This is a genomic window from Streptomyces sp. NPDC127108, assembly GCF_042677545.1.
In the GTDB taxonomy this organism is placed as follows: Bacteria; Actinomycetota; Actinomycetes; order Streptomycetales; family Streptomycetaceae; genus Streptomyces.
In genome coordinates this window covers 112,514-136,091 of sequence record NZ_JBHXTE010000014.1, presented here as the reverse complement: position 1 = coordinate 136,091, position 23,578 = coordinate 112,514, and the positions used below count along the sequence as shown (strand labels likewise).

At 72.4% G+C, this 23,578-nt stretch carries 20 protein-coding genes; 4 read left to right on the top strand and 16 right to left on the bottom strand.

Annotated features, from left to right (window positions below; genetic code table 11):
• Positions 1-11: 11 nt before the first annotated feature.
• From ACFVHO_RS14300 to ACFVHO_RS14275, 6 genes are all read right to left on the bottom strand, one after another.
• Entirely contained in the window at positions 12-443 is a 432-nt protein-coding gene (locus ACFVHO_RS14300) for a hypothetical protein (protein ID WP_385713389.1), read from the bottom strand.
• A gap of 14 nt (positions 444-457) precedes the next feature.
• Entirely contained in the window at positions 458-1,336 is an 879-nt protein-coding gene (locus tag ACFVHO_RS14295; RefSeq protein WP_385713387.1) for a hypothetical protein, read from the bottom strand.
• A gap of 55 nt (positions 1,337-1,391) precedes the next feature.
• Positions 1,392-1,826 carry a hypothetical protein gene (locus tag ACFVHO_RS14290; protein ID WP_385713386.1) on the bottom strand — a complete coding sequence of 145 codons (435 nt, stop codon included), beginning with the start codon at positions 1,824-1,826 and terminating at the stop codon, positions 1,392-1,394.
• 51 nt (positions 1,827-1,877) lie between these two features.
• Positions 1,878-3,431 (bottom strand): hypothetical protein, encoded by a 1,554-nt coding sequence (locus ACFVHO_RS14285; RefSeq protein ID WP_385713384.1) that lies wholly within the window; start codon positions 3,429-3,431, stop codon positions 1,878-1,880.
• Positions 3,428-4,828: a pyridoxal phosphate-dependent decarboxylase family protein gene (locus ACFVHO_RS14280; protein WP_385713383.1), complete on the bottom strand. Its 1,401-nt coding sequence runs from the start codon at positions 4,826-4,828 to the stop codon at positions 3,428-3,430. The genes ACFVHO_RS14285 and ACFVHO_RS14280 overlap by 4 nt, the downstream gene beginning before the upstream one ends.
• Positions 4,829-5,436: 608 nt before the next feature.
• Entirely contained in the window at positions 5,437-6,057 is a 621-nt protein-coding gene (locus tag ACFVHO_RS14275) for a cysteine hydrolase family protein (RefSeq protein WP_385713381.1), read from the bottom strand.
• A gap of 281 nt (positions 6,058-6,338) precedes the next feature.
• Between ACFVHO_RS14275 and ACFVHO_RS14270 the strand changes: the two genes are divergently transcribed.
• Entirely contained in the window at positions 6,339-6,917 is a 579-nt protein-coding gene (locus tag ACFVHO_RS14270) for a MarR family winged helix-turn-helix transcriptional regulator (RefSeq protein ID WP_385713380.1), read from the top strand.
• A gap of 32 nt (positions 6,918-6,949) precedes the next feature.
• Here the strand turns inward: ACFVHO_RS14270 and ACFVHO_RS14265 are convergent, their stop codons facing one another.
• The 7 genes from ACFVHO_RS14265 to ACFVHO_RS14235 form a co-directional block, all read right to left on the bottom strand.
• Positions 6,950-7,681 carry a gamma-glutamyl-gamma-aminobutyrate hydrolase family protein gene (locus ACFVHO_RS14265; RefSeq protein WP_385713379.1) on the bottom strand — a complete coding sequence of 244 codons (732 nt, stop codon included), beginning with the start codon at positions 7,679-7,681 and terminating at the stop codon, positions 6,950-6,952.
• Between the two features lie 159 nt (positions 7,682-7,840).
• Positions 7,841-8,686, bottom strand: coding sequence for a fumarylacetoacetate hydrolase family protein (locus tag ACFVHO_RS14260; RefSeq protein ID WP_385713377.1), 846 nt, complete (start codon positions 8,684-8,686; stop codon positions 7,841-7,843).
• 1 nt (position 8,687) lies between these two features.
• Positions 8,688-9,638, bottom strand: coding sequence for a 3,4-dihydroxyphenylacetate 2,3-dioxygenase (locus ACFVHO_RS14255; RefSeq protein WP_385713375.1), 951 nt, complete (start codon positions 9,636-9,638; stop codon positions 8,688-8,690).
• The gene (locus ACFVHO_RS14250) at positions 9,631-11,169 is read right to left on the bottom strand and encodes an aldehyde dehydrogenase (protein WP_385713373.1); all 1,539 of its coding nucleotides are present in this window, start codon (positions 11,167-11,169) and stop codon (positions 9,631-9,633) included. Before ACFVHO_RS14250 ends, ACFVHO_RS14255 begins: the two co-directional genes overlap by 8 nt.
• A gap of 94 nt (positions 11,170-11,263) precedes the next feature.
• Positions 11,264-12,070 (bottom strand): acetoacetate decarboxylase family protein, encoded by an 807-nt coding sequence (locus ACFVHO_RS14245; protein ID WP_385713372.1) that lies wholly within the window; start codon positions 12,068-12,070, stop codon positions 11,264-11,266.
• A 12-nt stretch (positions 12,071-12,082) separates the two neighbouring features.
• Complete coding sequence (locus ACFVHO_RS14240) at positions 12,083-13,300, bottom strand: NAD(P)/FAD-dependent oxidoreductase (RefSeq protein ID WP_385713370.1); 1,218 nt, start codon at positions 13,298-13,300, stop codon at positions 12,083-12,085.
• Between the two features lie 4 nt (positions 13,301-13,304).
• Complete coding sequence (locus tag ACFVHO_RS14235; protein WP_385713368.1) at positions 13,305-13,493, bottom strand: ferredoxin; 189 nt, start codon at positions 13,491-13,493, stop codon at positions 13,305-13,307.
• A 299-nt stretch (positions 13,494-13,792) separates the two neighbouring features.
• Between ACFVHO_RS14235 and ACFVHO_RS14230 the strand changes: the two genes are divergently transcribed.
• Entirely contained in the window at positions 13,793-15,160 is a 1,368-nt protein-coding gene (locus tag ACFVHO_RS14230) for a glutamine synthetase family protein (protein WP_385713366.1), read from the top strand.
• A 76-nt stretch (positions 15,161-15,236) separates the two neighbouring features.
• Positions 15,237-16,511 (top strand): cytochrome P450, encoded by a 1,275-nt coding sequence (locus tag ACFVHO_RS14225; RefSeq protein ID WP_385713364.1) that lies wholly within the window; start codon positions 15,237-15,239, stop codon positions 16,509-16,511.
• An 18-nt stretch (positions 16,512-16,529) separates the two neighbouring features.
• Here ACFVHO_RS14225 and ACFVHO_RS14220 read toward each other — a convergent pair whose 3' ends face one another.
• From ACFVHO_RS14220 to ACFVHO_RS14210, 3 genes are all read right to left on the bottom strand, one after another.
• Complete coding sequence (locus ACFVHO_RS14220; protein WP_385713362.1) at positions 16,530-18,977, bottom strand: SpoIIE family protein phosphatase; 2,448 nt, start codon at positions 18,975-18,977, stop codon at positions 16,530-16,532.
• Positions 18,978-19,144: 167 nt separating this feature from the next.
• Positions 19,145-21,643, bottom strand: a complete 2,499-nt coding sequence (locus tag ACFVHO_RS14215; RefSeq protein WP_385713360.1) for an MFS transporter — start codon at positions 21,641-21,643, stop codon at positions 19,145-19,147.
• A gap of 239 nt (positions 21,644-21,882) precedes the next feature.
• The gene (locus ACFVHO_RS14210; RefSeq protein WP_385713358.1) at positions 21,883-22,326 is read right to left on the bottom strand and encodes an SRPBCC family protein; all 444 of its coding nucleotides are present in this window, start codon (positions 22,324-22,326) and stop codon (positions 21,883-21,885) included.
• 149 nt (positions 22,327-22,475) lie between these two features.
• Between ACFVHO_RS14210 and ACFVHO_RS14205 the strand changes: the two genes are divergently transcribed.
• The gene (locus ACFVHO_RS14205) at positions 22,476-23,510 is read left to right on the top strand and encodes an Rv2578c family radical SAM protein (protein ID WP_385713356.1); all 1,035 of its coding nucleotides are present in this window, start codon (positions 22,476-22,478) and stop codon (positions 23,508-23,510) included.
• Positions 23,511-23,578 lie beyond the last annotated feature (68 nt).

Below are 23,578 nucleotides of genomic sequence, written 5' to 3'. Positions count from 1 at the left end.
CTCCTCCTGCTTCAGCCGACGAGGCTCGGGGACAGCGTGCTGGTGATCGGCTCGTCCCGCGAACCGAACTTGAACCTGATCTGGTAGGAGAGGTCCTGGACGTCGTCCTTCTTCACCGTCCCGATCCAGTACGCGATGTCGGTGCCCGGGTACACCTTGCGCACCGGCTCGCACACGTCGGGGTCGATCAATACCTCGTCGATCGCCGCGTACGCCTCGCATTCGAGGACCAGGACGGACCACAGGATCTGGTCGCCGCGGCGGACCCTGGTGCGCAGTTCCTCGGTGCCGAGGCCGGTGGACCCCCCGGCCTTGTTGGTGTCGTACAGGTACAGGTTGCCGTGCACGCTGCCGGTCGCCAGGGCGCCGACGCAGTCCACCACGGCGGTGATGGAGATCGGCCGCTTGCCGGGGGCGCTCTCCCGCTTCGGCTTGGTGGGCATCTGCCGCTCCTCGTCTACGCGTTGGGGGTCGCCGGGCCGTGCTGGGGCCCGGCGGCGGGCGGCGGGGGCTGGGGCACCGCCGACGGCGGGGGCTGGGACGCCGCGGCCGGCGGGGCGATCGGCAGCCAGCCGAGGCCCGCGCCACTGAAGCCGTTGCGCTTGGGCTCCGAGGTGATCATGAGCTTGGACTCGCAGGTGAGGTTCACCGGCTCCCAGAGCGTCTCGCTGCCCCGCTGGACCAGCTTGTGGAGCTGGATGCGCATCGTGTACGCGTACGTGCCGGGCCGGGAGGAGTCGACGGTGGCGGACCAGTACCAGCCGTCGGTGACCAGGTCCGGGGACCCGTACGCCGCCGGATACATGATCTTCTCGTCGACGGCCTGACCGTAGATGTCGGTGATCACCGGGCCGGGGTAGCTGTAGGCGGCCGTGGCGTCGGTGACGACCTGCCCGGTGACGTCCAGGATCTTCTGCCCGGAGAGCCGGCCGCGGGTGCGCCGGGTGGTCTTCACCCGGGTGCCCGCCGCCTTGCGGATCTCGGTGAGCTCGGCCGCGGGGTCGGCGCCCGCCGCGCCGGCCTTCGCGGTGATCGCGTCCAGTTCGGCCAGGGCCAGTTCGTCGCTCTGCCGGGCCCGGTCGGCCTCGTAGCCGCGCGGGACCGTCGGCGGGATGGATCCCAGGCTGTACGGCAGCCAGTTGAGGACCTGCTCGGTGGCCTGGGAGCCGTCGCGCCAGTAGGCGCCGTGGATGGCGGTCACCAGGTCGCCGGTGCCCTGCCCGTGCGAGCCGTGCAGCTTCATGTTGTCGAACAGATAGGTGTTGCCCTCCAGGGTGTTGGTCTCCAGTGCGTTGCCGATGTCCACGAGCACGATGATCGCTAGCTGTTGGGCCATGACTCCACCTCGTCGTCCTAGGTCGTCGGCTGCCGGTTCGGGCGGGCCGGCCGGCTCATACGCGCAGCAGCGCGGGCGTGTCGACGTGCAGCACGCTGTGGTCGCCCTCGTACATCTGCAGTTCGAGGCGGTACCGGTGCGCGACGCCGGGGACCAGGTACGGCGGGACCATGCCCGCCCAGTGCTCCAGGTCGAGCTTCTCGCCCTCCTCGTTCGAGGCCGGCCGGCTCAGCGGCGAGGCGGTGCCGTCCGGCCCGAGGAAGGTGATGGCCTTGATGTCGACCGGCGTCTGGAGGTCGACCGCGAGGGCCGACCACTGCACCACCTGGCCCGGCCTGACGAAGGTGCACAGCTCCGGGGTGCCCTGCCCGGTGCTGGTGTAGTCGCCGTTGTCCACCAGGCAGAGGTTGCCGTTCTGCAAGGTGCGGCCCGAGAGGGCGCCGATGACGTCGACCACGGCGATGATGTTGATCTGCGGTTTCAGTGCCACTGATGCCTCCTGCGTTGACTCCTCCGGTGTCGGGCGTGACACCTGACGGGGCTAGCCCCGGTCCCGGACCAGCGGCACCTTGCCGACGTGGGTGCGCTCGATGTCCGGCGAGTGCCGGGGGACGAACTCGACCCGCAGGCCGTATCCGGTCTTCTCGATCGAAGCCGCGTTGGCCTCCCCGCCGTTGAACAGCGAGAGGGAGCGCGGCAGGGCGTTCACGAGGACCCGCTGCAGCCCGTACGGGCCGAGCATCGTGTCCGTGCGGTAGCTGAGCCCCTGTACGTCGTCGACCGCGGCGTACAGGGTGATGGTCTTCTTCTCGCGGTGGTTGACGAACTGGATCTCGTGCGCCACCGCGTCCAGGTCCACCACCCCGGCCGCCTTCAACTCGTCGCGCAGGGCGCCGTAGGCCCGTACGGCGGAGTACTGGCTGTCGTTGAGGTGCAGTACGTCGCCGGTGCGGCCGGCGAACTCGAACTGCTGGGTCCTCAGTCCCGGCCCGTCGAGCCGGGGCCTGCGGATCATCCGGTCCCCCAGCTTCAGCCGCAGCAGCGGTGCGTCGTGCGCGTGCAGCCGGGTGACGACCAGCTCCCCCTCCTCGCCCTCGGCGACCCACTGCCCGTTCTCGTCGACGATCTCGACGAGGTGCAGGCCCGGAACGGCGGCCAGCTCCGGGGAGTCCTCCGACAGTTGGAGTCCGACGGTCTCCGCCTGGGTGGCGGCGAAGTAGCTGAGGATCGTGAGGTTCGGGTAGAGCGCCTTGAGCTCCGACCGCTTGCGCTGGGGCAGCACGCCGCTGCCGTAGAGGGCGACGCGGAAGCTCTCCCGGGAGCGGCGGTTCATGTTCGCGCCGAGGTCGGCGAGGATCGCGATGCCCGCCGAGATGCCCATCAGGGCCTTCGGGCCCCGGTAGGAGAAGATGTGCTCGAGGACCGGCGCGGTGACGGGCCCCGCGCCGATGTAGTTGACGCCCGGCACGCTCTGCAGCACCCCGCCCACCATGGTGCCGCTGCTCCACATCTGGTAGTCGGCGAGGGTGGTGAGCAGCCATTTGGGGTCGGTCCCCGTGAGGTACGGGCTGAGCTGGTAGTCCCCCATGAACCGGCCCGCCACCGCGTAGGTGTCGCGCAGCTCCCGCAGGGAGTAGATGACTTCGAGCGGGCTTCCGCTGCTGGTGCCGCCGCTGGCCACGACCTCGAAGCCGCCCCGGTCCTGCGGGACCACCACGCCGGGCCGAGTGTCCATGAAGAAGTCCCGCTGGGTCTCCTTGTCGGAGAGCGGGATCTGCTGCCAGGCCTCGTACGAATCGGGGGCGCGGACCACTCCGGCGGCCTCGAGGCGCTCCCGCCACAGCGGGTTGAGCATCACCGTGTGGAACATCTGCTGGAGCCGGCGCAGCACCAGTGCGTCCTGGACCTCGTGGGGGAGCTCGGCGTACGGCGTCTGGCAGACCCGCTCGCACTCCTGGAGCTTGCTGGCGAACGAGGGGAGCCGGGTGACGTCGTCGACGGACTTCGGCACGAGTTCCCAGTCGGGAATGAGCCAATTGACAAGTTCCTGGGTGCCGCCGCCCGGGGGCATCAGGGCGGCCTGCGGGGTTATCACTGCGACTGGCCTGCCTTTCGTATCTCGTCGAGGAGCATTTGAAAGTGCCCGGAAGTGATGTGATGGTTCATCATGACCACGCGCAACGCGGCCACTCCGTCCACGTCGACCTTGGAAATGAAGAAGTTCCCACGGCTCTTCACACGGTTTCTTAAATCCACCTGGAACGGGTGCAGGTCGTCCACTTCCACCCCTTCGGGCCGGTACCGGAAGCAGAGTATGTTGGCCTCGGGACGGTGCAGCACCTCGAAGTCCGGCTCGCCCTCCAATATCGCGTGGGCCTCTTGGGTCAACCGGCACAGATACTCGATCTTCTCCGCGAACAGGGACTTCCCGTACATGGCCCACAGCGCCCACAGCGGCATAATCATCGGACGCTTGGTGCACTCGAAGTTCTTGTCGCCGTTGTCGAGTGCGGTGTAGATGTCCTGGCGTTCGTCGAAGACATAGCTGGCGGTCTGCCGGAAAGCCCCGCGGCCGCTTTCCCGGTCGCGGTAGAAGAGCAGCGTGCACGGGGCGGGCACGAACATCATCTTGTGCGCGTCCCAGGTCAGGGAGTCCGCCTCGGCGATGCCGCGGAGCTTGTGCCGCAGCCGGTCCGACACCAGCAGGCTGGCGCCGTGCGCGCCGTCCACGTGGAACCAGAGGCCGCGTTCGCGGGCGATGACGGCGAGCCGGTCGAGCGGGTCGAAGGCGCCCACCGGCGTGGTGCCGGCCGAGGCCACCAGACAGAAGACGGTCAAGCCCTGCGCGGCGGCCGCGTCGAGGGCCTGGCGCGCCCGGTCGGCGTCGATCCGCCGGCGCCCGTCCAGCGGCAGGCGCACGATGCGGTCCTCCCCGATGCCCATCACCCCGGCCGCCCGCGCGACGCTGTAGTGCACGTCGGCGCCCACCGCGACGGCGGGCCTGACCTGGGCCGCGAGCGCCGAGTGGCCCTGGGACCAGTAGCCGGGGAACGCCCGGTTGCGGGCCGCGAGGAGCGCGGTCAGGTTGGCCAGGGAGCCGCCGGACGTCGTCACCATGGCGAAGCGGTCCTGGTCCCAGCCGATGAAGCGGTTCAGTTCGTCGGCCATGATCCGTTCAGCGACGTTGGGCAGCTGCCCGGCCTCGTAGAACGAGGACGGCTGGTTGACGACCGAGCTGACGAAGTCGATGACTCCCGAGAGCGGGACGACCCCCGAGAACTGCCGCCCCATGTATCCGGGCGAATGGACCTGGATGCCGGTCCTGATGTAGAGATCCACGATCGCCGCGAGACGCTCCTCGTCGAAGACGGTGGGCTGTTCGCGGTCCGTGGTCATCAGCGCCCTTGCCGCCTCGGTCAACCGCGCCGGGTCGGCGAGTTCCAGACCCCGGATCGAGAGATCGGCCAGGTGTTTCTCCAACCTGGCGAGCACGGTTTCGGCGTTCCCTCGGAACCGTTGCGCCGCAAAGGCCTCATCGAGCATTGGACTGCTCTGGAGCAATTCCGTCACGGAGGTCTCCTTCGAGATGTTCCGTTCAACCCGGGGGCGAATTTCGGGCATGCCAAAGAAAGCAACAGCGGAAATGGTCTGGCGTGGGAACCACCGTAGGACCTGGCTCTGCCGAGATGGCGTTTTCCTCAGCGCCTGTCCAAAAATCGGTACGGACTATCCCGTAACCTCGAACTCCCAGCCGTCACATTCACTTTGACTCGCATCGGAGGTGACGGAACACGTCAGGCTCCGTTCCGGCCAACCCGCCTCGGAGGGTTTGCTCCACGCGCGGCGCCGACAGCCCAGGCAGCCGCCCCGGGCGCGCGCCGAATCCGGTGCCGCGGGTCCGAGGGTTCCCGCCAACGGCGGCGGCGCGGTACCAGGAGATCTGCGTCCACGGCCCGCCTTCTTTTGCGGACATCAGTTCGATACGACATTCCGGCCATGCCCCCCGGGCAGGGCCCCGCACGCGAACCGCTCCGGAAGCCGAAGCCTCCGGAGCGGCGGGGTGGTGAGCGGCGCGCCGCGGAACCCGGCGCGCCGCCGGATCAGGAGCCGGTGCCGAGTTGACCGGCGTCGGTGGCGGCCGCGAAGTCCGGGCGTCCCAGGGAGGCCTTGGACCGGGCCGCCGCGATCCACTCGGCGGTGGTGGACACCGACGCGAAGAACGACTGCATCACCACGAGGATCGCGTGGTGGAGTTCGGCCGCGGACAGCGTGCCGACCCGGTTGGACAGCGAGATCGTGCCCGTCGCGTCGGAGAGCAGCTCGACCGAGTAGCCGCGGTGGACGGCGGCGCGGGCGGTTGACTCGTCGCAGTTCTGGGTCATGTAGCCGGTGATGGTGAGCGTGTCGACGCCCTGGCGCTCCAGCCAGTCCCCGAGGTCGGTGCCCGCGAAGGAGGAGGGCAGGGTCTTCTCGATCAGGTGGTCGCGCGGCCGGGACGCGACCACGTCGTGGAGGGCGAAGCCATGGCTGTCGCGGCCGAACAGGGGCGATCCCGCGGGGGCGGCGTGCTGGACGACCACCACCGGGATGCCTTCCTGGGTGGCCGCGTCCATGGCGGCGGCGATGTTGGCCAGACTGAGGGCCGGCGCCGGATAGCTGATCGGCAGCCCGCCGGTGACGTACTCGTTCTGGACGTCGATGACCACGAGGGCGCGCTTCATGACGGTTCTTCCCCTCTACCAGGGTGGATGGTGGGCGGATGGTGCACGTCGTCGCCCCGGCCCGCGCGACAGCGGGTCGCGTACGGGGTCGAAGGCGGATGAAATGGCGCGTTCTTCGACGCTAGCACCGGGCTGGGGCGCTCGAAGACGGGTGGATCGGCCGCTGGGTACGATTCGGCCAACGCTCCCCCGAAGCATGCGGTTTGGCCCCGAACGATACGCTGGGGCCGCGGGTCCCGCAGGCTGCACAGGGCCCGTAGACAGCGAAGGAGAGGGTGCCCGTGCCCGGTCAGCGCTCCATCACCGAAGCCGAGAAACTGGCGTGGGACAAGCTCGGCGGTGCGCCGATCCACCATGACCAGATGGCCATGGTGGCCAACATCTACCGGGCCGCGGCCGCCGTCCGCCAGCACCTGGAGAACTCCGTGCTGCGCGGCTCCGATCTCACCTGGACCGGTTTCGTCGTGCTGTGGGTGGTGTGGATCTGGGGCGAGTCGGAGACCCGGCACGTGGCGGAGGAGGCCGGGATCTCCAAGGGCACCCTGACCGGAGTCGTACGGACCCTGGAGGCCAGGGGCCTTGTCCGGCGCGGCGCGCATCCGGACGACGGCCGGCTCGTGCTGCTCCGGCTCACGGACTCCGGGACGGAGCTGATGCGGGACCTGTTCCCCCGGTTCAACGAGGAGGAGGCCTTCGTCGCGGGGCGGCTCGGCGACACGGAGTGCCGTCGCGTCGCCGCCGGACTCCGGCAGGTCGTCCTCCAGGTCGAGGAGCAGGGCGCGGAGCGGCGTGCCGCACTGCTCGACGGGGCCGAGCCGGCCCCCCGGCGCAGCGGCAGGCGCCCCCGGACCGAGAGCTGACACGGACGCCGGGAAGCGGGCCGTCACCGGCCTCACCACCGCTGCCCCGCGGCCCGCACATGGGCGTCGAACAGGGCCTGCTGTGCGGGATCCTGCCGGGCCGTGTCCTCCGGATGCCACTGCACCCCGGTGAACCACCCTTGCCTGCCCGGGAGTTCGAAGGCCTCGCGGGTGCCGTCGGCGGCCTTGGCGGTGACCGTGAGACCCGCGCCCACGCGGTCCACCCCTTGATGGTGGTAGCACGACGCCGTCACCACCGGGGCACCCGTGATCGCGTACAGCGAGCTGCCCGGCTGGATCTCGACCTGATGCACCAGGTTCCGGTGTTCGCGCCGCCAGCCCGCGAGGTGCTCCCGCAGGGTGCCGCCCAGAGCCACGTTCACCACCTGCGCACCCCGGCAGACAGCGAGCAGCGGCAGCCCGGCGTGCAAGGCCTGGAGGGCGACCGACAGGTCGAAGCCGTCCTGCTCGGCATCGACGTCGTAGGTGCTGCCGTGCACCGGGTCGCTGCCGTACCGGCTGGGGGCCAGGTCGCCGCCGCCGGGCAGCAGGACGCCGTCGAACCGTGCCAGGCGGGCGGCCACCAGGGCCGGGTCGGCCCTGCCGCCGGGGGCGTGGGGGTGGATGGTGACGGGCTCGCCCCCGGCCCGCCAGACCGCCTCGATCAGCGCACGGGCGTTGACCTCGGCCCCGTAGCGCAGGGCGGAGGTGGAGGCGGAGAAGCGGGCGGGGATCGCGATCAGGGGACGTGCGGGGCGGTTCACGGCGGGTTCCTCGGGGGTGTGGGGGGCGCGGGGCCGGTGCGGTGCGGATGCGCCGGGACGGCGGGGGGGACGAGGGCGGGACGGCGCGGGGAGTGCGGGGCGGGGCCGTGCCGGGCTTCCCCGTGGCAGGCCCGGTACGGTCCGCCCCGCCCGGCCCGGTCAGCCTCGCGGCGGCCGGATCCCCCGGTACTCCCAGTCGCCGCCGAGGGCCGTCGAGCGGACCTCCTCGGACTCGGTGGGCTGCGCTCCGACGTCGCGCCGGACGGGTGTCGGGCCGCTCACGATGTGACTGGTGAGGCGGCCCAGACCCTCGACCTCGACGTCGACGACGTCTCCGGGCCGCACCGGGCGCGAACCCGCGGGAGTGCCGGACAGCAGGACGTCGCCCGGCAGCAGCGTGATGGTGCGCGCGATGTCGGCGACGAGGTAGTGCATGTCCCACCGCATCTCGTCCGTCGAACCGTCCTGCGCCAGCACGCCGTTGACGTAGGTGCGCAGCCGCTTGTGCCGGAAGTCCCAGCCGGTGACCAGGCCGGGCCCCAGCGGGCACAGCGTGTCCGAGCCCTTGACGCGCAGCATCGAGCCCGCGTCGGTGTCGCGGAAGTCGTGCAGGCCGAAGTCGTCGGCGACGGTGTAGCCCGCGATGTGGGCGCCCGCCTCGGCCGGGGAGATGTTGCGGGCGGTCCGGCCGATCACCACGGCGATCTCGCCCTCGTAGTTGAGCCACTTGCAGCCCTCGGGGCGGACCACCGCGCCCCGGTGGGCGTTGAGGGCGGAGACCGGTTTGTGGAAGTAGGTGGGCGCGGGCGGAAGCCGGACCCCGAACTCCTCGACCCGGCTGCGGTGGTTGAGGTGCACGGCGATCACCTTCGTCGGGACGACCGGCGGCAGGTGTTGGGCCTGGTCGGCCTTGACGCGGCGGCCGTCCCGCGCGACGAGTTCGTCGCCCTCGCGGAGCACCTCGACGACGGCCCCGTCGAGCAGGACGCGGCGGATCTCGGACATCTCACGCCTCCTTCGGGCGGCCGGGCGGTGCGGGCGGCGGGCCCTGGGGCACGGTGGCCTCGCGGGCTCCGGTCCACCCCGCCTCGGGCCGGTCGAACCAGAGGTGCGCCTGCCCCGTCCCGATCGCGTTCTCGTACTCCCCGTACCGGCGGCCCGGCGCGGTGCAGGCGGCGCCGCCGAGCGCCCCCGCCAGCATCACGTAGTGCGCGAACCCGGCCTCCGGCTTGAAGGCGGCGAACTCCCCCATTCCCTGGAGGACTTGGTCGTGCCGCCCGTGGGTGAGCCAGTCGATGCGCCGCAGGTCCGCGGCGCGCGCCTGCGGGGTGCGGATGTGGACCGGGTCGGCGGCCTCGTGCGCCCGCAGCTCGCGCAGCGGCCAGAACGTGTGCGACAGGGCACCCGAGGCGATCAGCAGGACCCGGCGGCCGGGGGTGGCGGCGATGCCGTCGGCCAGTGCCCGGCCGAGGCGCAGATGGTCCTCCACGTCGGCGGTCTGGCACACCCCGATCGACACCCACCGCTTGTCGGGCAGGCCCTCGCCCAGGAACGTCCAGAGGTTCAGGGTGGCGTAGTGGATCGGCAGGTACGGGTCGTCGACCGGGGTGATCCAGGTGCGGTGCCGGTCCGCGAACCGCGCGACGGCGTGGGCGAGTTCGGGGTCCCCCGGGAAGTCGTACGGCATCCTGCACATCCCGCGCGGCAGTTCCTCGGAGGTGAAGAGGCCGGCCCGCCGGGCGTGCGCGGTGACGACGAACTCCACGGTGGTCGCCCAGTGCGAGTCCAGGACCACGACCGTGTCGTAGGCGTCGCTGTCGAAGACGTCCGCGCGCAGTCGGCGCAGGCCCGTGACGAGGGTGGACTCCCGGCCCTCGTTGAGGTCCAGGCGGACCTTGTGCGGCAGCACGATGGTGGGGACGTGGGCGAGCAGCCCCGCCCCGACGATGTCACCCATGTCCTCTCCCGTCCGTGGGCGCGGTGGCGGTGCTCTCCGCGGCGGCGGCATTCTCCGCTGCCGCTGCGCCGGTGCTCGTCACGGTGTTCTTGACGTCGCAGTAGAAGTCGAAGCTCCAGGTGCCGCCCTCGCGGCCGACGCCGGAGTTCCACGCGCCGCCGAAGGGCGCCTGGAGGTCGCGTACGTAGAAGCAGTTCACCCACACGGTGCCCGCGACCAGACGCGCCGGGACCCGCTCGGCGCGGGCGGGGTCACCGGTCGCCACGGCCGCGGCCAGCGCGTAGCGCGTGCCGTTGGCGAGGCGGACCGCCTCGTCCTCCGTGCGGAAGGTCTGCAGCGTCAGGACGGGGCCGAACACCTCCTCCTGGACGATCTCGCTCTCCTGCTCGACGGCGGCGAGGAGCGTGGGGCGGTAGTACAGCCCGCCGGGCCCCTGCCCGGCGCTCCCGCCGAGGACGGCGCGGGCGCCCGCCCGGGTGGCGCGGCGCACGAAGCCGTCGATCCGGTCCCGTTGGCGTGGGTGCACGACGGGGCCCAGGTCGGTGCGGTCCTCGCGCGGGTCGCCCTGGGTGAGGGCGGCGGCCCGCGCCGTGAGGCGGCGGGTGAACTCGGCCGCGACGGGCTCCTGGACGAGCAGGCGGGTGGCGGCGAGACACACCTGACCGGCGTTGTCGTACTGCCGCACAGCCAGGTCGACGGCCAGGTCGAGGTCGGCGTCGGCGAAGACCAACAGGGGTGACTTGCCGCCCAGTTCGAGGCTGACCGGGGTCAGGTTCGCCGCCGCGGCGGCCGCGACCAGGCGCCCCGTGGCCACCGAGCCGGTGAAGCTGACGCGCCGCACGCCCCGGTGCCCGGCCAGCGCCGCGCCCGCCTCGTCCCCGTACCCCTGCAGGACGTTGAGCACCCCGTCCGGCAGCCCGGCCCCGGCGCTGATGTCGGCGAGCAGCGACGCGGTCAGCGGGGCCCACTCGGCGGGCTTGAGGACGACGGTGTCGCCCGCGGCGAGGGCGGGGGCGATCTTCCAGGTGGCGAGCATCAGCGGCGCGTTCCACGGGGTGATGAGCGCGCAGGGTCCCGCCGGGTCCCAGGAGACGTGGTTGCGGTGCCTGCGGCCTCCGGCGTGCGTGGTGAAGTCCTCCTGGTCCAGCGTCAGCGCCCAGTCGGCGAAGAACCGGAAGTTGTGTGCCACGCGCGGCATCACGGAGCGCCGGTGCGCGCGCAGCAGGGCGCCGTTGTCGGCGGTCTCGACGCGGGCCAGCTCGTCCAGGCGCTCCATCACACCGTCGGCGATCGCGTGCAGGAGGCGGGCCCGTTCCTTGCGGGACGTGACCGCCCACCCCGGGAAGGCCGCGGTGGCGGCGGCGACGGCGGCGTCCGCATCCGCGGCGGTGCCGCGGGCGACCTCGGCGAGGAGGCCGCCGTCGATGGGCGAGTGGTCGGGGAAGGTGTTCGCGGAGCCGGTGCGACGGCCCGCGATCCAGTGCCGGGTGTCGACGGCGGTTCCGGCGACGACAGCCGTGTGCCGTGTCATGGCCGCCTCCCCTGACGACGGGGGCGGCGTGTGCGGGGTGTGCGGGGTGCTGTTCGTGGCATGTCCAGTTCTCCCGGTCGGCCGTGGCACGCCGTCACTCGGCGTCGGAGGTCGCGGTCTCCAGGAGGCGGCCGCCGTCCCAGACGACCCCGACCTGCTGGTAGTACGCGGCGATCGGCTCCCGCACCACGAGGCGGGCCAGCTCCTCCGTCGGCGATTCGAAGAGTTCGAGCCGGGCGTCGCCCCGCCACGGGGGCCCGGCCTCGACCGAGGCGGCGCGGGACTCGACGAGTTCGTCCAGGGCGAGCCCTCCGCCCTTCTCGATCGACGGCAGCCAGCGGTGGTGTGCCATCGGGTGGGCGTTGACGAACCCGGCCGTGGCGGAGGGCTCCCGCAGGGTCACCACCACCTGGGCGAGACGGCGGTCGGCGGCGGCGAGCGTGGCACCGAACCGGGCTCCGGGCTCGATCCGCGGAGCCGGGCCGAAGGGGTGCGGGCGCGTCTGGTGGATGGCGCCGAGCTTCTTCGGATAGCCCTGGTGCAACCCCCGCACCAGGGCGAAGTCCTTGTCGACCCAGATGTGGACGCACCGCGAGTAGGGGCGGCCCCGGTAGGAGCAGCGCACCACGGCGAACGCCTCCTGGTACTGGGACCTGACGGGGTCGAGGAGTTCCTGCCCCGCGTCCGCGCAGGACTGCCAGTCGGCCCATATCAGCGCGACCGCCCCGGGGTCGTCGGCGGCGGGTTCCAGGGGGCTCGGCAGGAGTTCGCGGACGCGCTCGGGGTCGGTGCGGTACTCGACGGTCAGCAGGTCGCCGGAGTAGTGCCAGGGGGGCGCCGGGACGATCGACGCGTCGCCGGTCGCCGTCTTGGGGTGGAAGTAGCCGCGTACGCGAGGCATGGCGGATGCTCCTCAGGTGAGGGGGGCGGGGTGCCGCAGGAGGCGGGCGCGGTACCGGGCCGCCGCGGCGGCGGCGCCGGGCCCGCCGAGGGCCACCACGCCGACCGGGCGGCCGTCCGCGTGATACCCCGCCACGACGTCGCCGTCGATGTCGCCGTCCAGGATCCGGACGTCGCCGGTGCCGAGTTCGGGGGCGCCGAAGGCCTGGATCCGGAAGTCGTGCTGGTCGCTCCAGAAGCTGGGCAGGGGTGCGAACGGCGCCGGGTCGGCCTCGGTTCCCGCGAGCCGTGCGGCGAGGACGCGGGCGGCGTGCCGGGCGCTGTCGCCGGGCATGGACCAGTGCTCCACGCGTCGCGGCCGACCGCCGTGGCGGGGGTCGGGGAAGCGGGCCACGTCGCCGATCGCGCAGGCGTACGGCAGGCCGCCCATCCGCAGGTGCCCGTCCGTGAGCACACCGTCGCTCAGGTCGAGGCCGTTGTGGTCGAGCCAGTCCGTGTTCGGGACCGCGCCGACGCACTCCACCACCACGTCCGCCGCCAGGACCCGCCCGTCGTCCAGGACGACCCCGGACACCCGGCCGTCGCCGTCGAACGCCGCCACGCCCGCCCCCAGGTGGAAGCGGACCCCCCGCGCCCGGTGCCGGCGCAGCAGCGCGCGGGCGAGGAGTTCGCCGAGCGGCCGGAGCATCGGCAGCGGCACGACGTCGACCACCGTGACCTCCCGCACCCCGAGGCGCACGGCGGTCGAGGCGACCTCGCAGCCGATGAACCCGGCCCCGACGACCACGAGCCGCACCCCGGGACGCAGCAGTACGGCGCGCAGCGCGCGGGCGTCGGCGAGGGTGCGCAGCACCTGGCGGCCGCTCCCGGGACCCGACGGGCCGGGACAGCGCAGCCGCCGGGGCCGCAGTCCGGTGGCGGCGACCAGGTCCGTGAAGGCGAGTTCCGCGCCGTCGTCGAGGACCGCGACCCGCTCGCGCAGCCGGACCGCGGTGACCCGGCGCCCGAGCAGCCACCGCACGTCGGCGGCGGCCGCCCTCGGCGTGAAGGCCAGGGAGGCGAACGGGGCCTCGCCGACGAGGGCTTCCTTCGACAGCGGGGGGCGGTTGTAGGGCATGTGGGGTTCGTCGCCGACCACGGTGACGGGCCCGCGCCAGCCCGCGGCGCGCAGTTGCTCGGCGGCGCGCAGGCCGCCGAGCGACGCACCGACCACCAGGACGTGCCCGGTCATCGGGTCAGTCCTCGATCCGGATGGCCTGCACCGGGCACACGTCCGCGGCGTCCTCGACCTCGTCGCGCACCGACTCGTCGACGTCCTCGGCGTGCACGAGACGGCCTTGGTCGTCGAGACGGAAGACGTCGGGCGCCGCGAACACGCACTGCCCGTGGTCCTGGCACCTGCTCTTGTCGACTACGACCTTCATGGACCGGTCCTCCCGAGGTGCGGCGCCCCGGCGCGCCGTGGGACGCCGCGGTGCCCGACGGGGCGGGACGTCCCTCCGGAGCCGGCACACCCCGCCGGAGTTCGTTTGGTACCAAACAACATAGGGAGCCGGGGCGTGCCGGTCAATGCCCGCTCCAGCGGCAGGAGTTGACGCGCCGAGCCTTGCGGGAGGAGCGCGGCCGCCTCTACCGTCTAGCTATCGTTTGACCTCAAACAAGTGGCGGACGCCCTCGCTCCGCCCGCCACCGCCGCGTTCCCAAACTCACCGAGGAGGCAGCGGTGAGCGCTCACGAACCCGCCGTGATCCGACGGCACCTGGATCGGCTCACCGACGAGGGCATCGACGTGGTCCGGGTGGTGTACCCCGACCTGCTCGGCACCGACCGGGCCCGCGACGTGCTGCTCGACCACCTGCCGACGGCCTGCGCGCACGGGCTGGCCTTCTGCCGGGCCGTCTACCACACCACCCCGCAGGGCGACGTCGTCCCGGTCACCGGCGGCCTGGACGCGGGCCTGCCCGACGTGGTCGTACGACCGGACCTGACGACCCTGCACACGTTGCCCTGGGAGCCGGGCGTGGCCGCCTGCCTGGGCGACGTCACCGACCCCAGGACCGGGATGCCCGCCCCCGAGTCGCCCCGTGACCTCCTGCGCGCGGTGCTCGCCCGCTGCGCCGAACGCGGCCTGCGCCCCGTCGCCGGGCCCGAGCTGGAGTACTTCCTGTGCGAGGCCGATCCCGCCGCCCCCGGCGGCTGGCGCCGCTACAGCGCGGCCAAGGGCGCCGTCTACACCGCGGGCCTGCGCGCCGACCCCGACAACCACCTGCTGCGGCTGCTGCGGCTGCTGCGCGACCTGGACATCGGCGTCACATGCGGCAACCACGAGTTCGACGGCGCCCAGTTCGAGATCAACCTGCACCACTCCGAGGCCCTGGCAGCGGCCGACCGCGCCTTCCGCCTCAAGTGCGCCGTCAAGGAACTGGCCCGCAAGGAGCGTCGGCTCGCCACCTTCATGGCCAGGCCCTTCAACGACGCCGGGGGCTCCGGCTTCCATCTCCACCTGTCCGTCACCGACGCCGACGCGGGCCCCGACGGGCCCAACGCCTTCGACGACACGGCCGGCCCGCAGGGCCTGTCCCCGCTCGCCCGGCACGCCGTCGCGGGGCTGCTCGACCACGCTCCGGCCCTCGCCGCCCTGCTCAACCCGACCGTCAACTCCTACAAGCGCTTCGGCCCCGACACCCTGGCCCCGTGGCTGATCGACTGGGGCCTCGACAACCGCAGCGCCATGATCCGCATACCCCCCGAACGCGGCCCGGGCACCCGCCTCGAACTACGCCTGGGCGACGCCAGCGCCAACCCCTACCTCCTGATCGCGGGCACCCTCGCCGCCGTCCTGCTCGGCGTCGACGCCGCACGGGAACCGCCGCCACCACTGGAGGGCTACGGCTACGACACCGCCAGGGCGGCCCTGCTGCCCATGAGCCTGACCGCCGCGCTCGACGCCCTGGAGGCCGACACCGACCTGTCCCGCCTCCTGGGCGAGGACTTCGTGGCCGCCTTCCTGACGTACAAGCGCAATGAGGTCGAGCGCTTCCAGCAGTACGTCACGGACTGGGAGTTCACCGAGTACGCCTACCACCTGTGACGGCCCGCGAACGACGGCGGAGACCGCCGCCACGGCCTGCCCGAGACCCGGTCCGACCTCCCTGAAGGAGCATGTGATGGCGCCGTCCGCACCCTTCGAGCCCCTGCCCCTCGACGACGTCGACCTCACCGACCTCGACCGCTTCACCGACGGCCTCAGCCCCTGGCGCATGTTCCACACCCTGCGCCACCGGGAACCCGTCCACTGGCAGCCCGAGGCGGCGCCCAACTCCGGCTTCTGGGCCGTCACCCGCCACGCGGACATCACGCGCGTCGACCGCGACCCGGACACCTTCACCTCGACCCGGTTCGTCAACCTCGAAGAGGTCGACGACGACCAGATCGCGCTGCGCGCCTCGCTCCTGGAGCTGGACGGAACCCGCCACCGCGCCCTGCGCGCCCTGCTCCAGCGGCAGTTCGGACACAGCGTCATCAGCGGCTACACCGACTTCCTGCGCGGCCTGACCGCCCGCACGCTGGACGCGGCCCTGCCGCACGGCACCTTCGACTTCGTCTCACACGTCTCGGCCGACTTCCCCATCAACGTCCTGGCCCGCCTGCTCGACGTCCCCGCCGAGGACAACCGCCGCCTGATCGACTGGGGCAACCGCCTCATCGGCAACACGGACCCCGACTACGCCGACGTCCTGCTCGGCAGCGAGGACAGCGAGCGCTACCGGGACCTGCCGTTCCGCTCGCCCGCGGCCACCGAGGTCTTCGCCTACGGCCGCGAGCTGGCCCGGCAGCGGCGCGGCGGCACCGGGACCGACCTCGTCTCGCGCCTGGTCAACGAACTCCCCCGCGACGGCGTCCCGCTCTCCCCGCAGGACTTCGACAACTACTTCCTGCTCCTCGTCGTCGCGGGCAACGAGACCACCCGACACGCCATCTCGCACGCCCTGCTCGCCCTCATCGAGCACCCCGACCAGCTCGACCGGCTCCGCGAGGACCCGTCCCTCATCCCGGCCGCCGTCGAGGAGTTCCTGCGCTGGGCCTCCCCCGTGTACCACTTCCGCCGCACCGCGACCCGCGACACCGAACTCGGCGGCAAACACATCAAGGAGGGCGACAAGGTCGTCATGTGGTTCGCCTCCGGCAACCGCGACGAGACCGTCTTCCCCGACCCGTACGCCTTCGACGTCACCCGCGCCTCGAACGACCACCTCACCTTCGGCAAGTCGAGCCCGCACCTGTGCCTGGGCAATCTCCTCGCGCGCACCGAGATCCGCATCATGTTCGAGGAACTCGTCCCGCGCGTCGCCGACGTCCGCCTCAGCGGCCCCGTACGCCGGGTCCGGTCCAACTTCGTCAACGGCATCAAGGAACTGCCGGTGCGGATCACCACCGTCTGACGCCGAGCCGGAAGCCGGTCAGCGGCGCTGCGGGGACAGCTCGAACCACACGGTCTTGCCCGTGCTCGTCCGGCTGGTCCCCCACTCCTTGGCGAGGCTGGTGACGATGCGCAGCCCCCGCCCGAACTCGTCGGCGGGACCCGCGCTGAGCAGCGTCGGCAGGGTCGCGTCGCTGTCCTCGACCTCGCACAGGAGCTGGCCGGAGCGGACCAGGCGGAGGCCGATGCGGCTGCCGCGCGCGTGTCGTACGGCATTCGTGACGAGTTCGCTGGCCAGGAGCACGGCGGTGTCGCTGATGGCGTCGAGGCCCCACGCGTGCAGTTGGCGGCGGACCAGGTCGCGGGCCCTGCTGACCTCGCTGGGGTCGGGGGCGAGCCGCCAGTGCCCGACGTCGGCGGAGGACACGCCGTTCAACCGGGCCATCAGCAGGGCGACGTCGTCCTTGCGGCCGCCGCGGCCCGCCGCCGAGAAGGTCGCGGCGAGCGCGCGGATGATCGTGTCGCAGGCGTCGTCCATGGAGGCGGCGGGGTGGGCGGCCGACTCGACGAGGGCGGCGAGGCCCACGCCGATGTCCTCGCCGCGCACCTCGACCAGGCCGTCGGTGCACATCAGCAGGCGGTCGCCGGGCGCGACCCGGACCCGCACCGACTCGAACGGCACACCGCCGACGCCGATGGGCGCGCCGGTGGGCAGGTCGAGCAGTTCGCTGCGCCCGTCCAGGGCGCGCACCAGGACGGGCGGGATGTGGCCCGCGTTGGCCAGGTGGAGCTCTCCGGCGATCGGGTCGTACACCGCGTACAGACACGTCGCCAGGTAGTGCTCGCCGAGCCGCTGCGCGAGGTCGTCGAGGTTGCGCAGGAGCTGGGCGGGCGGCAGGTCGAGGGCGGCCATGGTCTGCACGGCCGTACGCAACTGGCCCATCATCGCCGCGGAGTTCAGGCCGTGTCCCATGACGTCGCCGACGACGAGGGCGGTGCGGGCGCCGGGGAGCTTCACGGAGTCGAACCAGTCGCCGCCGACGCGGCCGAGCAGGGTGCCCGGGAGGTAGCGGGTGGCGATGTCGCAGCCGGACATGCGGGGCTGGATGTGCGGCAGCATGCTGTCCTGGAGGGTGTCGGCGACCGACTCCTGGTACGTGTACATGCGGGCGTTGTCCAGGACGAGCCCGGCGCGGGCGGCCAGTTCGGCGCCGGTGACGCGGTCCATGTCGTTGAAGACGGGCCGCTCGCGGTGGCGCAGCAGGATCATGAAGCCGAGGACGACGTTGCGTGCCTTCAGGGGCACGACCAGCATCGAGCGGTGGTTGATCAGCGGCCGGATGTCGCGCTTCTCGAACTGGGAGGCGATGGCGTTGCCCATCTCCTCGGTGATGCGCGGCACGAGGACGGGGTCGCCCGACGTCATGCACTGGAAGAACGGCGTGTGCGCGGGGAACGGCATGGACTCGCCGACGGGCACGACGTCGTCCCAGCGGCCCGGCTCGTCCGTGTGCTCCACGGCGACGCGGTGCCACAGGGTGGTCTCGTCGGGCGGGCCCTCGGGGAAGCCCTCGCCCGCGACGACCTGCTCGCGCAGATAGGTGCCCGCGACGTCGGTGAAGCGCGGCACGACGGCCTTGCTGACCTCGACGATGGTGCGGGACAGGTCGAGGGAGGTGCCGATGCGCCCGCTGACCTCGTTGAGGAACTCCAGGCGCTCGCGCACCGCCGCGTATTCGAGGTCCTCGCCGTCGTCGGCGTCCGCCGCGGGCGGGGGCGTGTGCCCGGCGGCGGCGGCCGCTTCTGCGCGCTGTCTGCGGGCCCGGCGCTCGGCGCGGCGCGGGACGCCCCAGTCGGGGGTGACGGGCACGCGGTCGTGCCGGCTGAACTCCAGGACGGGATAGCCCAGTTCGAGGACCTGGGCGGCGATGCGGGCGCTCTCGGAGACACTCATGCTCGGCAGGATCTCGGGGAGGCGGTCCGCGAGTTCGTCGGCGCCGGGGAAGTCGGTGTGCAGCGCGAATCCGGGCGCTATGCGCTCGACCCGTTCGGTGTCCGGGTCGCCCCCGGCGGCGAGGCGGGCGGCGTCGGCGGCGAGCACGAGCAGCCGCTCAGGACCCGGTCCGACGAGCGGGTAGGCCCACCACAGGACGTCGATGCGCTCGCGTTCGCGGGTCGACGCGGTCAGGCGGGCCCGGCCCGCGGCGGGGTAGGAGAGCCGTCCGTCGAGGGAGCTGCCGAGGTCGGGGCCGAGCGCGTCGTACTCCTCGTAGGTGCCGCCGCCCTGCGGGAGGGCTCCGGAGACGGGCAGGAGGTCACCGGCGGGGCGGCCCACGGCTTCTTCCCTGGTGTACCCGAACAGGCGTCGTGCGCCGGTGCTCCAGTGGGAGACGAGGCCGTCCCCGTCGACGACGACCACGGCCAGCGGGACTCGGCCGGACATGCCGCCGCGGGTCACCGGCTCACCGTCCGGGATCTCACGCTCCATGGCCTCGGCTCCTTCCCTCGGCAGGGCACGATCTGCAACGCCCCCAACCCGCGCAATGCCCCCAACCACCGTACGGCGGCATCAGGTTGCGGTGCGGCGCTATCGGCGAATTGGCCCGCCGCGGGGGCGCCTCCGGAGCGCCCGGCGCGCTCCCCGGGGGTGTGCGCTCAGTCCTCGTGGCCCAGCTGCAGGTCCCGCTCCGTCCGTCCGCCGCCCGCGACTTGGAGCACCGTGGCGACCGGCGGGTATCCGGCGGCGATCACCGTGTACTCGCCGGAGGACAGGTCGACGAAGCGGAACGTGCCGTCGGCGCCCGTGGTCAGGGTGTCGACGACGTTGCCCGCCGCGTCGAGGAGCGTGACGCGGGCGTCCTCCACGGGCCGCCCGCCGCCGGCCCGCACGGTGCCGCGCAGGACCGCTCCCCCGGCCAGCTCGATGTCCTGGCGGGTCTCGCGGGACGCCTGCACGCTGACGGGCAGGGCCGCGGGGCGGAACGCGGGCGCGCTCGCGGCCAGTGTGTACTCCCCCGCGACCAGTTCCGTGATCGCGTACGCGCCCTCGCGGCCGCTGCGGGCGGTGGCGACGACATCGCCGCGGACGTCGGTGAGGGTGACGGCGGCGTCCCGGACGGGCGAGCCGTCGGCGGTGCGCACGCTCCCGGCGAGGCGGCCCGCGCCGCCGAGGACCACGTCGAGTTCCACGGGGCGCTCGCCGACGGTGACGGTGACGGCCTGCGGCTGGTGGCCGCCCGCCGCGGCGATCAGGACGAACGATCCGGCGCCGGGGGTGCCGAGCGCGTACCGCCCGTCGTCGCCGCTGGCGCCGCGCCCGATCTGCTGGCCCGCGACGTCGATGAGGGTCAGGGCGGCGCGGGGCACGACGGTGCCGTCCGGGTGCTGCACGGTGCCGCAGACGGGCACTCCGGGGGCGTACGGGGCCCGGGCTCCCGGGACGGCGGCCTGCTCGCCGAGGGGGGCGTGCGGGGCTTTCGAGGACACGGCGCTGGACACGAGGGGGGTCTCCTTGAGGAAGAAGGCGAGCAGCAGGCCGAGGACGAGGACCGGGACCAGGTAGAGGAAGATCCGTGGCATCGCGTCGGCGTACGCCTGGATGTAGCCCTCGCGCAGCGGGGCGGGCATCGCGTGGACGAGCTGGGGGGTGATCGATTCGGCGTCCGGCAGGTCGGCGCCCGCGGGCAGGCCCTCGGCGAGGGCGTCGGTGAGGCGGCTGGCGAAGAGCGTGCCGAAGACCGCGGCGCCCACGCTGCCGCCGATCTGCCGGAAGTAGTTGTTGGCACTGGTCGCGGTGCCGAGGTCGGCGGGCGGCGCGGCGTTCTGCACGGCGAGGATGAGCACGGGCATGACCAGGCCGACGCCGGCGCCGAGTACGGCCATCCAGATGCTGTAGTGCAGCCGGGGCGTGTCCGCCTCGAGCCGGGAGAGCAGGAACATGCCCGCCACGGAGAGGGCGCCGCCGAGGATCGGGTAGATCCGGTAGCGCCCGGTGTGGCTGATGAGTTGACCGGCGATGATGGAGGCGCCGACGACGCCGCCCATCATGGGCAGCATCAGGAGTCCGGACTCCGTGGCGCTCGCGCCGTCGACCATCTGCAGGAACGTCGGCAGGTAACTGGCCGCTCCGAAGAGGGCGATGCCGACGACGAGCCCTACGAGACCCGTGATGTTGAAGACGGAATCACGGAACAGGCGCAGCGGGATGATCGGTTCTGCCGCGAACCGCTCGGCGACGAGGAAGAGCACGGTCGACACGACCGCTCCGGCGGCGAGGCCGAGGATGACGCGCGATCCCCAGGCGTACTCAGTGCCGCCCCAACTGGTCAGGAGCACCAGGCAGGTGGAGGCGGCGACGAGAAGGAGCGCGCCGAGCACGTCGAGCCGGCCTCGGGCCGCGGGCTTGGGCAGCTTCAGGACGAGGGCCACCACGAGCAGGGTGACCAGGCCGAACGGCACGTTGAAGTAGAAGCACCAGCGCCAGGAGACGTGGTCGGTGAAGAAGCCGCCGAGGAGCGGCCCGGCGACGGAGGCCAGGCCGAAGGAGGCGCCGATGAGGCCCATGTAGCGGCCCCGCGCGCGGGGCGGCACGATGTCGGCGATGATCGCCTGGACGCCGATCATGAGGCCGCCCGCGCCGACGCCCTGCAGCGCGCGGAAGGCGATGAGCTGGTCCATGGTGCGGGAGGCGCCCGCGAGGGCGGAGCCGATGACGAAGACGACGATGGCGAACTGGAAGACGCCCTTGCGTCCGAAGAGGTCGCCGAGCTTGCCGTAGATGGGCAGGCCGACCGTGGAGGTCAGCAGGTACGCGGTGATCGCCCAGGACATCTTGTCCAGGCCGTGCAGCTCACCGACGATCTTCGGCAGCGCGGTGGCGACGATCATCTGCTCCAGCGCGGCGAGCAGCAGCGCGAGCATGAGGCCGACGAAGACCATCCGGACCCGGGCGGGGCTGAGCCCGTGCGGGGGTGTCCCGGTGGTGTCCTGGGGCGGTGGTGGTCCCTGTGCGAGGGGGCCCTTGTCCGGCTGGTGCTCGTCCGGTCGCGGCTGGTCCGGGTCCGCGGCCCGGCTCCGCTCCGGGCCCGCCGCCGGTGGCTGCGTGGCCGCCCGTTCGCCGTGCCCGGCGCCCATCGCCAACGTCGTCCCGCCCACCTGCTGCTCCCCTCGTCGCGCCTGCGCCGCCCATTTCTCGCATTACGCGACAACTGGAGCAAGCGCGACGAGTCGCCCCCGGGCGCGCACCGGCGCGCGTAAGCGCCGGTGGGAGCCCTACGGCGTACAACTGGACCGTTCCGGAAACCACTCGAAACGGTGAGCGTGACAACAACCCTGATGGGTTACGGGAGTTGGCGGGGCCCGACGTGCGCGCGACCCCAACCGGCCGGGTGGGGCTACTTCTCGACCTCGGCGGCGAGCTTGCCGAGCACGGCGTCGTAGATCCGCGCGAGGCCCTTGGGGGCGAAGGTCTTCTCGAAGAAGCCGCCGATGCCGCCCGCGCCGTTCCACACGGTGGCGACGACCACGCGCGAGGAGCCCTCGCCCGCCGGGGTCACGCGCCAGGTGGTGACCATGGACGAGTTGCGGTCCTTCTCGACGAGTTCGCCGTCGGTGGGCTCGCTCACCTCGAGCAGACAGTCGCGGATCCGCTTGCTGGTGGCCTGGAGCTTCCAGTGGACGAGGGTGCCCTCGCCGTCGCCGCCCTCGCGCACCTCGTACTCGCTGAAGTGCTCCGACAGGATCTTCGCGCGCGTGCCGCTGTAGTCGGCCAGCGCATCGAAGACGTCCTCCGGCTGCGCCGCGATGATCCGCTCCGTGGTCGCCTCGACCTGCGCCATTGCACTTCCTCCAGCAGTTGGGTGTCTCAAGGGTTGAGCGGTCAGCCAACCACCCCGCGCACCGGCGCCCCAAATCGGGTCCGGGCCACGTTCGCACGATCAAGGGAACATGTGTTCTATTCTGTGGCCAGTGCTACCTAGGAGGCGTCATGCGCTGGGAGAATCTGTCCGACGGGCCGCGAGGGGGTGCCGCGGACGCCGCCCTGTTCGGCGCCGACGCCGTGACCACCCGGACCTTCGACACCCCCGAGTTCCGCGGCATCACCTTCCACGAGGTGCGGGCGAGGTCGATCGTGAACCGGGTGCCGGGGGCGTCACGCATGCCCTTCGAGTGGACGGTCAACCCCTACCGGGGCTGCACGCACGCGTGCGTGTACTGCTTCGCCCGCAGGACGCACGCGTATCTGGACCTGGACACGGGCCTGGACTTCGACAGCCAGATCGTGGTGAAGATCAACGCGCCCGAGCTGCTCCGCCGCCACCTCGCCTCGGCGCGCTGGGGCGGCGAGCACATCGCGATGGGCACCAACGTCGACTGCTACCAGCGCGCGGAGGGGCGGTACGCGCTCATGCCGGGCATCATCGCGGCCCTGCGCGACCGCGCCAACCCGTTCTCGATCCTCACCAAGGGCACGCTGATCCTGCGCGACCTGGACCTGCTGCGGCAGGCCGCCGCCGTCACGGACGTCGGCATCTCGATGTCCGTGGGCTTCCTGGACGAGATGCTGTGGCGCACGGTCGAGCCGGGCACCCCGGCCCCCGCGCGCCGCCTCGAGGTCGTGCGCACCCTGAGCGAGCACGGCATCGGGTGCGGCGTCCTGATGGCCCCGGTGATCCCCTTCCTCGGCGACCACCCGGACCAGCTGCGCGCCACGGTGCGGGCGATCGCGGCGGCAGGGGCGACGTCGGTGACGCCGCTGACGCTGCATCTGCGGCCCGGCGCCCGGGAGTGGTTCATGGCCTGGCTCGCCCACCACCATCCGCATCTGGTGCGGCGGTACGAGCGCCTGTACGCGGACGGCGCGTACGCCCCGAAGTGGTACCAGCGCCGCATCACCCGCCAGGTGCACGACCTGGCCCGGGAGTTCGGCATCGGCCCGTCCCGCGCGGGCGCCGCGCGCCGCATACCGGAGCCCCGGGAGACGGCCCCCGCACCCGGTGCCACCCAGCTCACGCTGCTCTGATCCCGGCTGGGCCATCGGCGGGCTTCGTCATGCTCCTTTCAGGTAGTTCGCCCGGAGAAGCGCCGCTT

Bases quoted from the DNA above. Each gene is read 5' to 3' on its own strand.
- ACFVHO_RS14300 (WP_385713389.1), bottom strand. From the start codon at position 443: ATGCCCACCAAGCCGAAGCGGGAGAGCGCCCCCGGCAAGCGGCCGATC.
- ACFVHO_RS14295 (WP_385713387.1), bottom strand. From the start codon at position 1,336: ATGGCCCAACAGCTAGCGATCATCGTGCTCGTGGACATCGGCAACGCA.
- ACFVHO_RS14275 (WP_385713381.1), bottom strand. From the start codon at position 6,057: ATGAAGCGCGCCCTCGTGGTCATCGACGTCCAGAACGAGTACGTCACC.
- ACFVHO_RS14260 (WP_385713377.1), bottom strand. From the start codon at position 8,686: ATGTCCGAGATCCGCCGCGTCCTGCTCGACGGGGCCGTCGTCGAGGTG.
- ACFVHO_RS14255 (WP_385713375.1), bottom strand. From the start codon at position 9,638: ATGGGTGACATCGTCGGGGCGGGGCTGCTCGCCCACGTCCCCACCATC.
- ACFVHO_RS14250 (WP_385713373.1), bottom strand. From the start codon at position 11,169: ATGACACGGCACACGGCTGTCGTCGCCGGAACCGCCGTCGACACCCGG.
- ACFVHO_RS14245 (WP_385713372.1), bottom strand. From the start codon at position 12,070: ATGCCTCGCGTACGCGGCTACTTCCACCCCAAGACGGCGACCGGCGAC.
- ACFVHO_RS14240 (WP_385713370.1), bottom strand. From the start codon at position 13,300: ATGACCGGGCACGTCCTGGTGGTCGGTGCGTCGCTCGGCGGCCTGCGC.
- ACFVHO_RS14235 (WP_385713368.1), bottom strand. From the start codon at position 13,493: ATGAAGGTCGTAGTCGACAAGAGCAGGTGCCAGGACCACGGGCAGTGC.
- ACFVHO_RS14225 (WP_385713364.1), top strand. From the start codon at position 15,237: ATGGCGCCGTCCGCACCCTTCGAGCCCCTGCCCCTCGACGACGTCGAC.
- ACFVHO_RS14220 (WP_385713362.1), bottom strand. From the start codon at position 18,977: ATGGAGCGTGAGATCCCGGACGGTGAGCCGGTGACCCGCGGCGGCATG.
- ACFVHO_RS14210 (WP_385713358.1), bottom strand. From the start codon at position 22,326: ATGGCGCAGGTCGAGGCGACCACGGAGCGGATCATCGCGGCGCAGCCG.
- ACFVHO_RS14205 (WP_385713356.1), top strand. From the start codon at position 22,476: ATGCGCTGGGAGAATCTGTCCGACGGGCCGCGAGGGGGTGCCGCGGAC.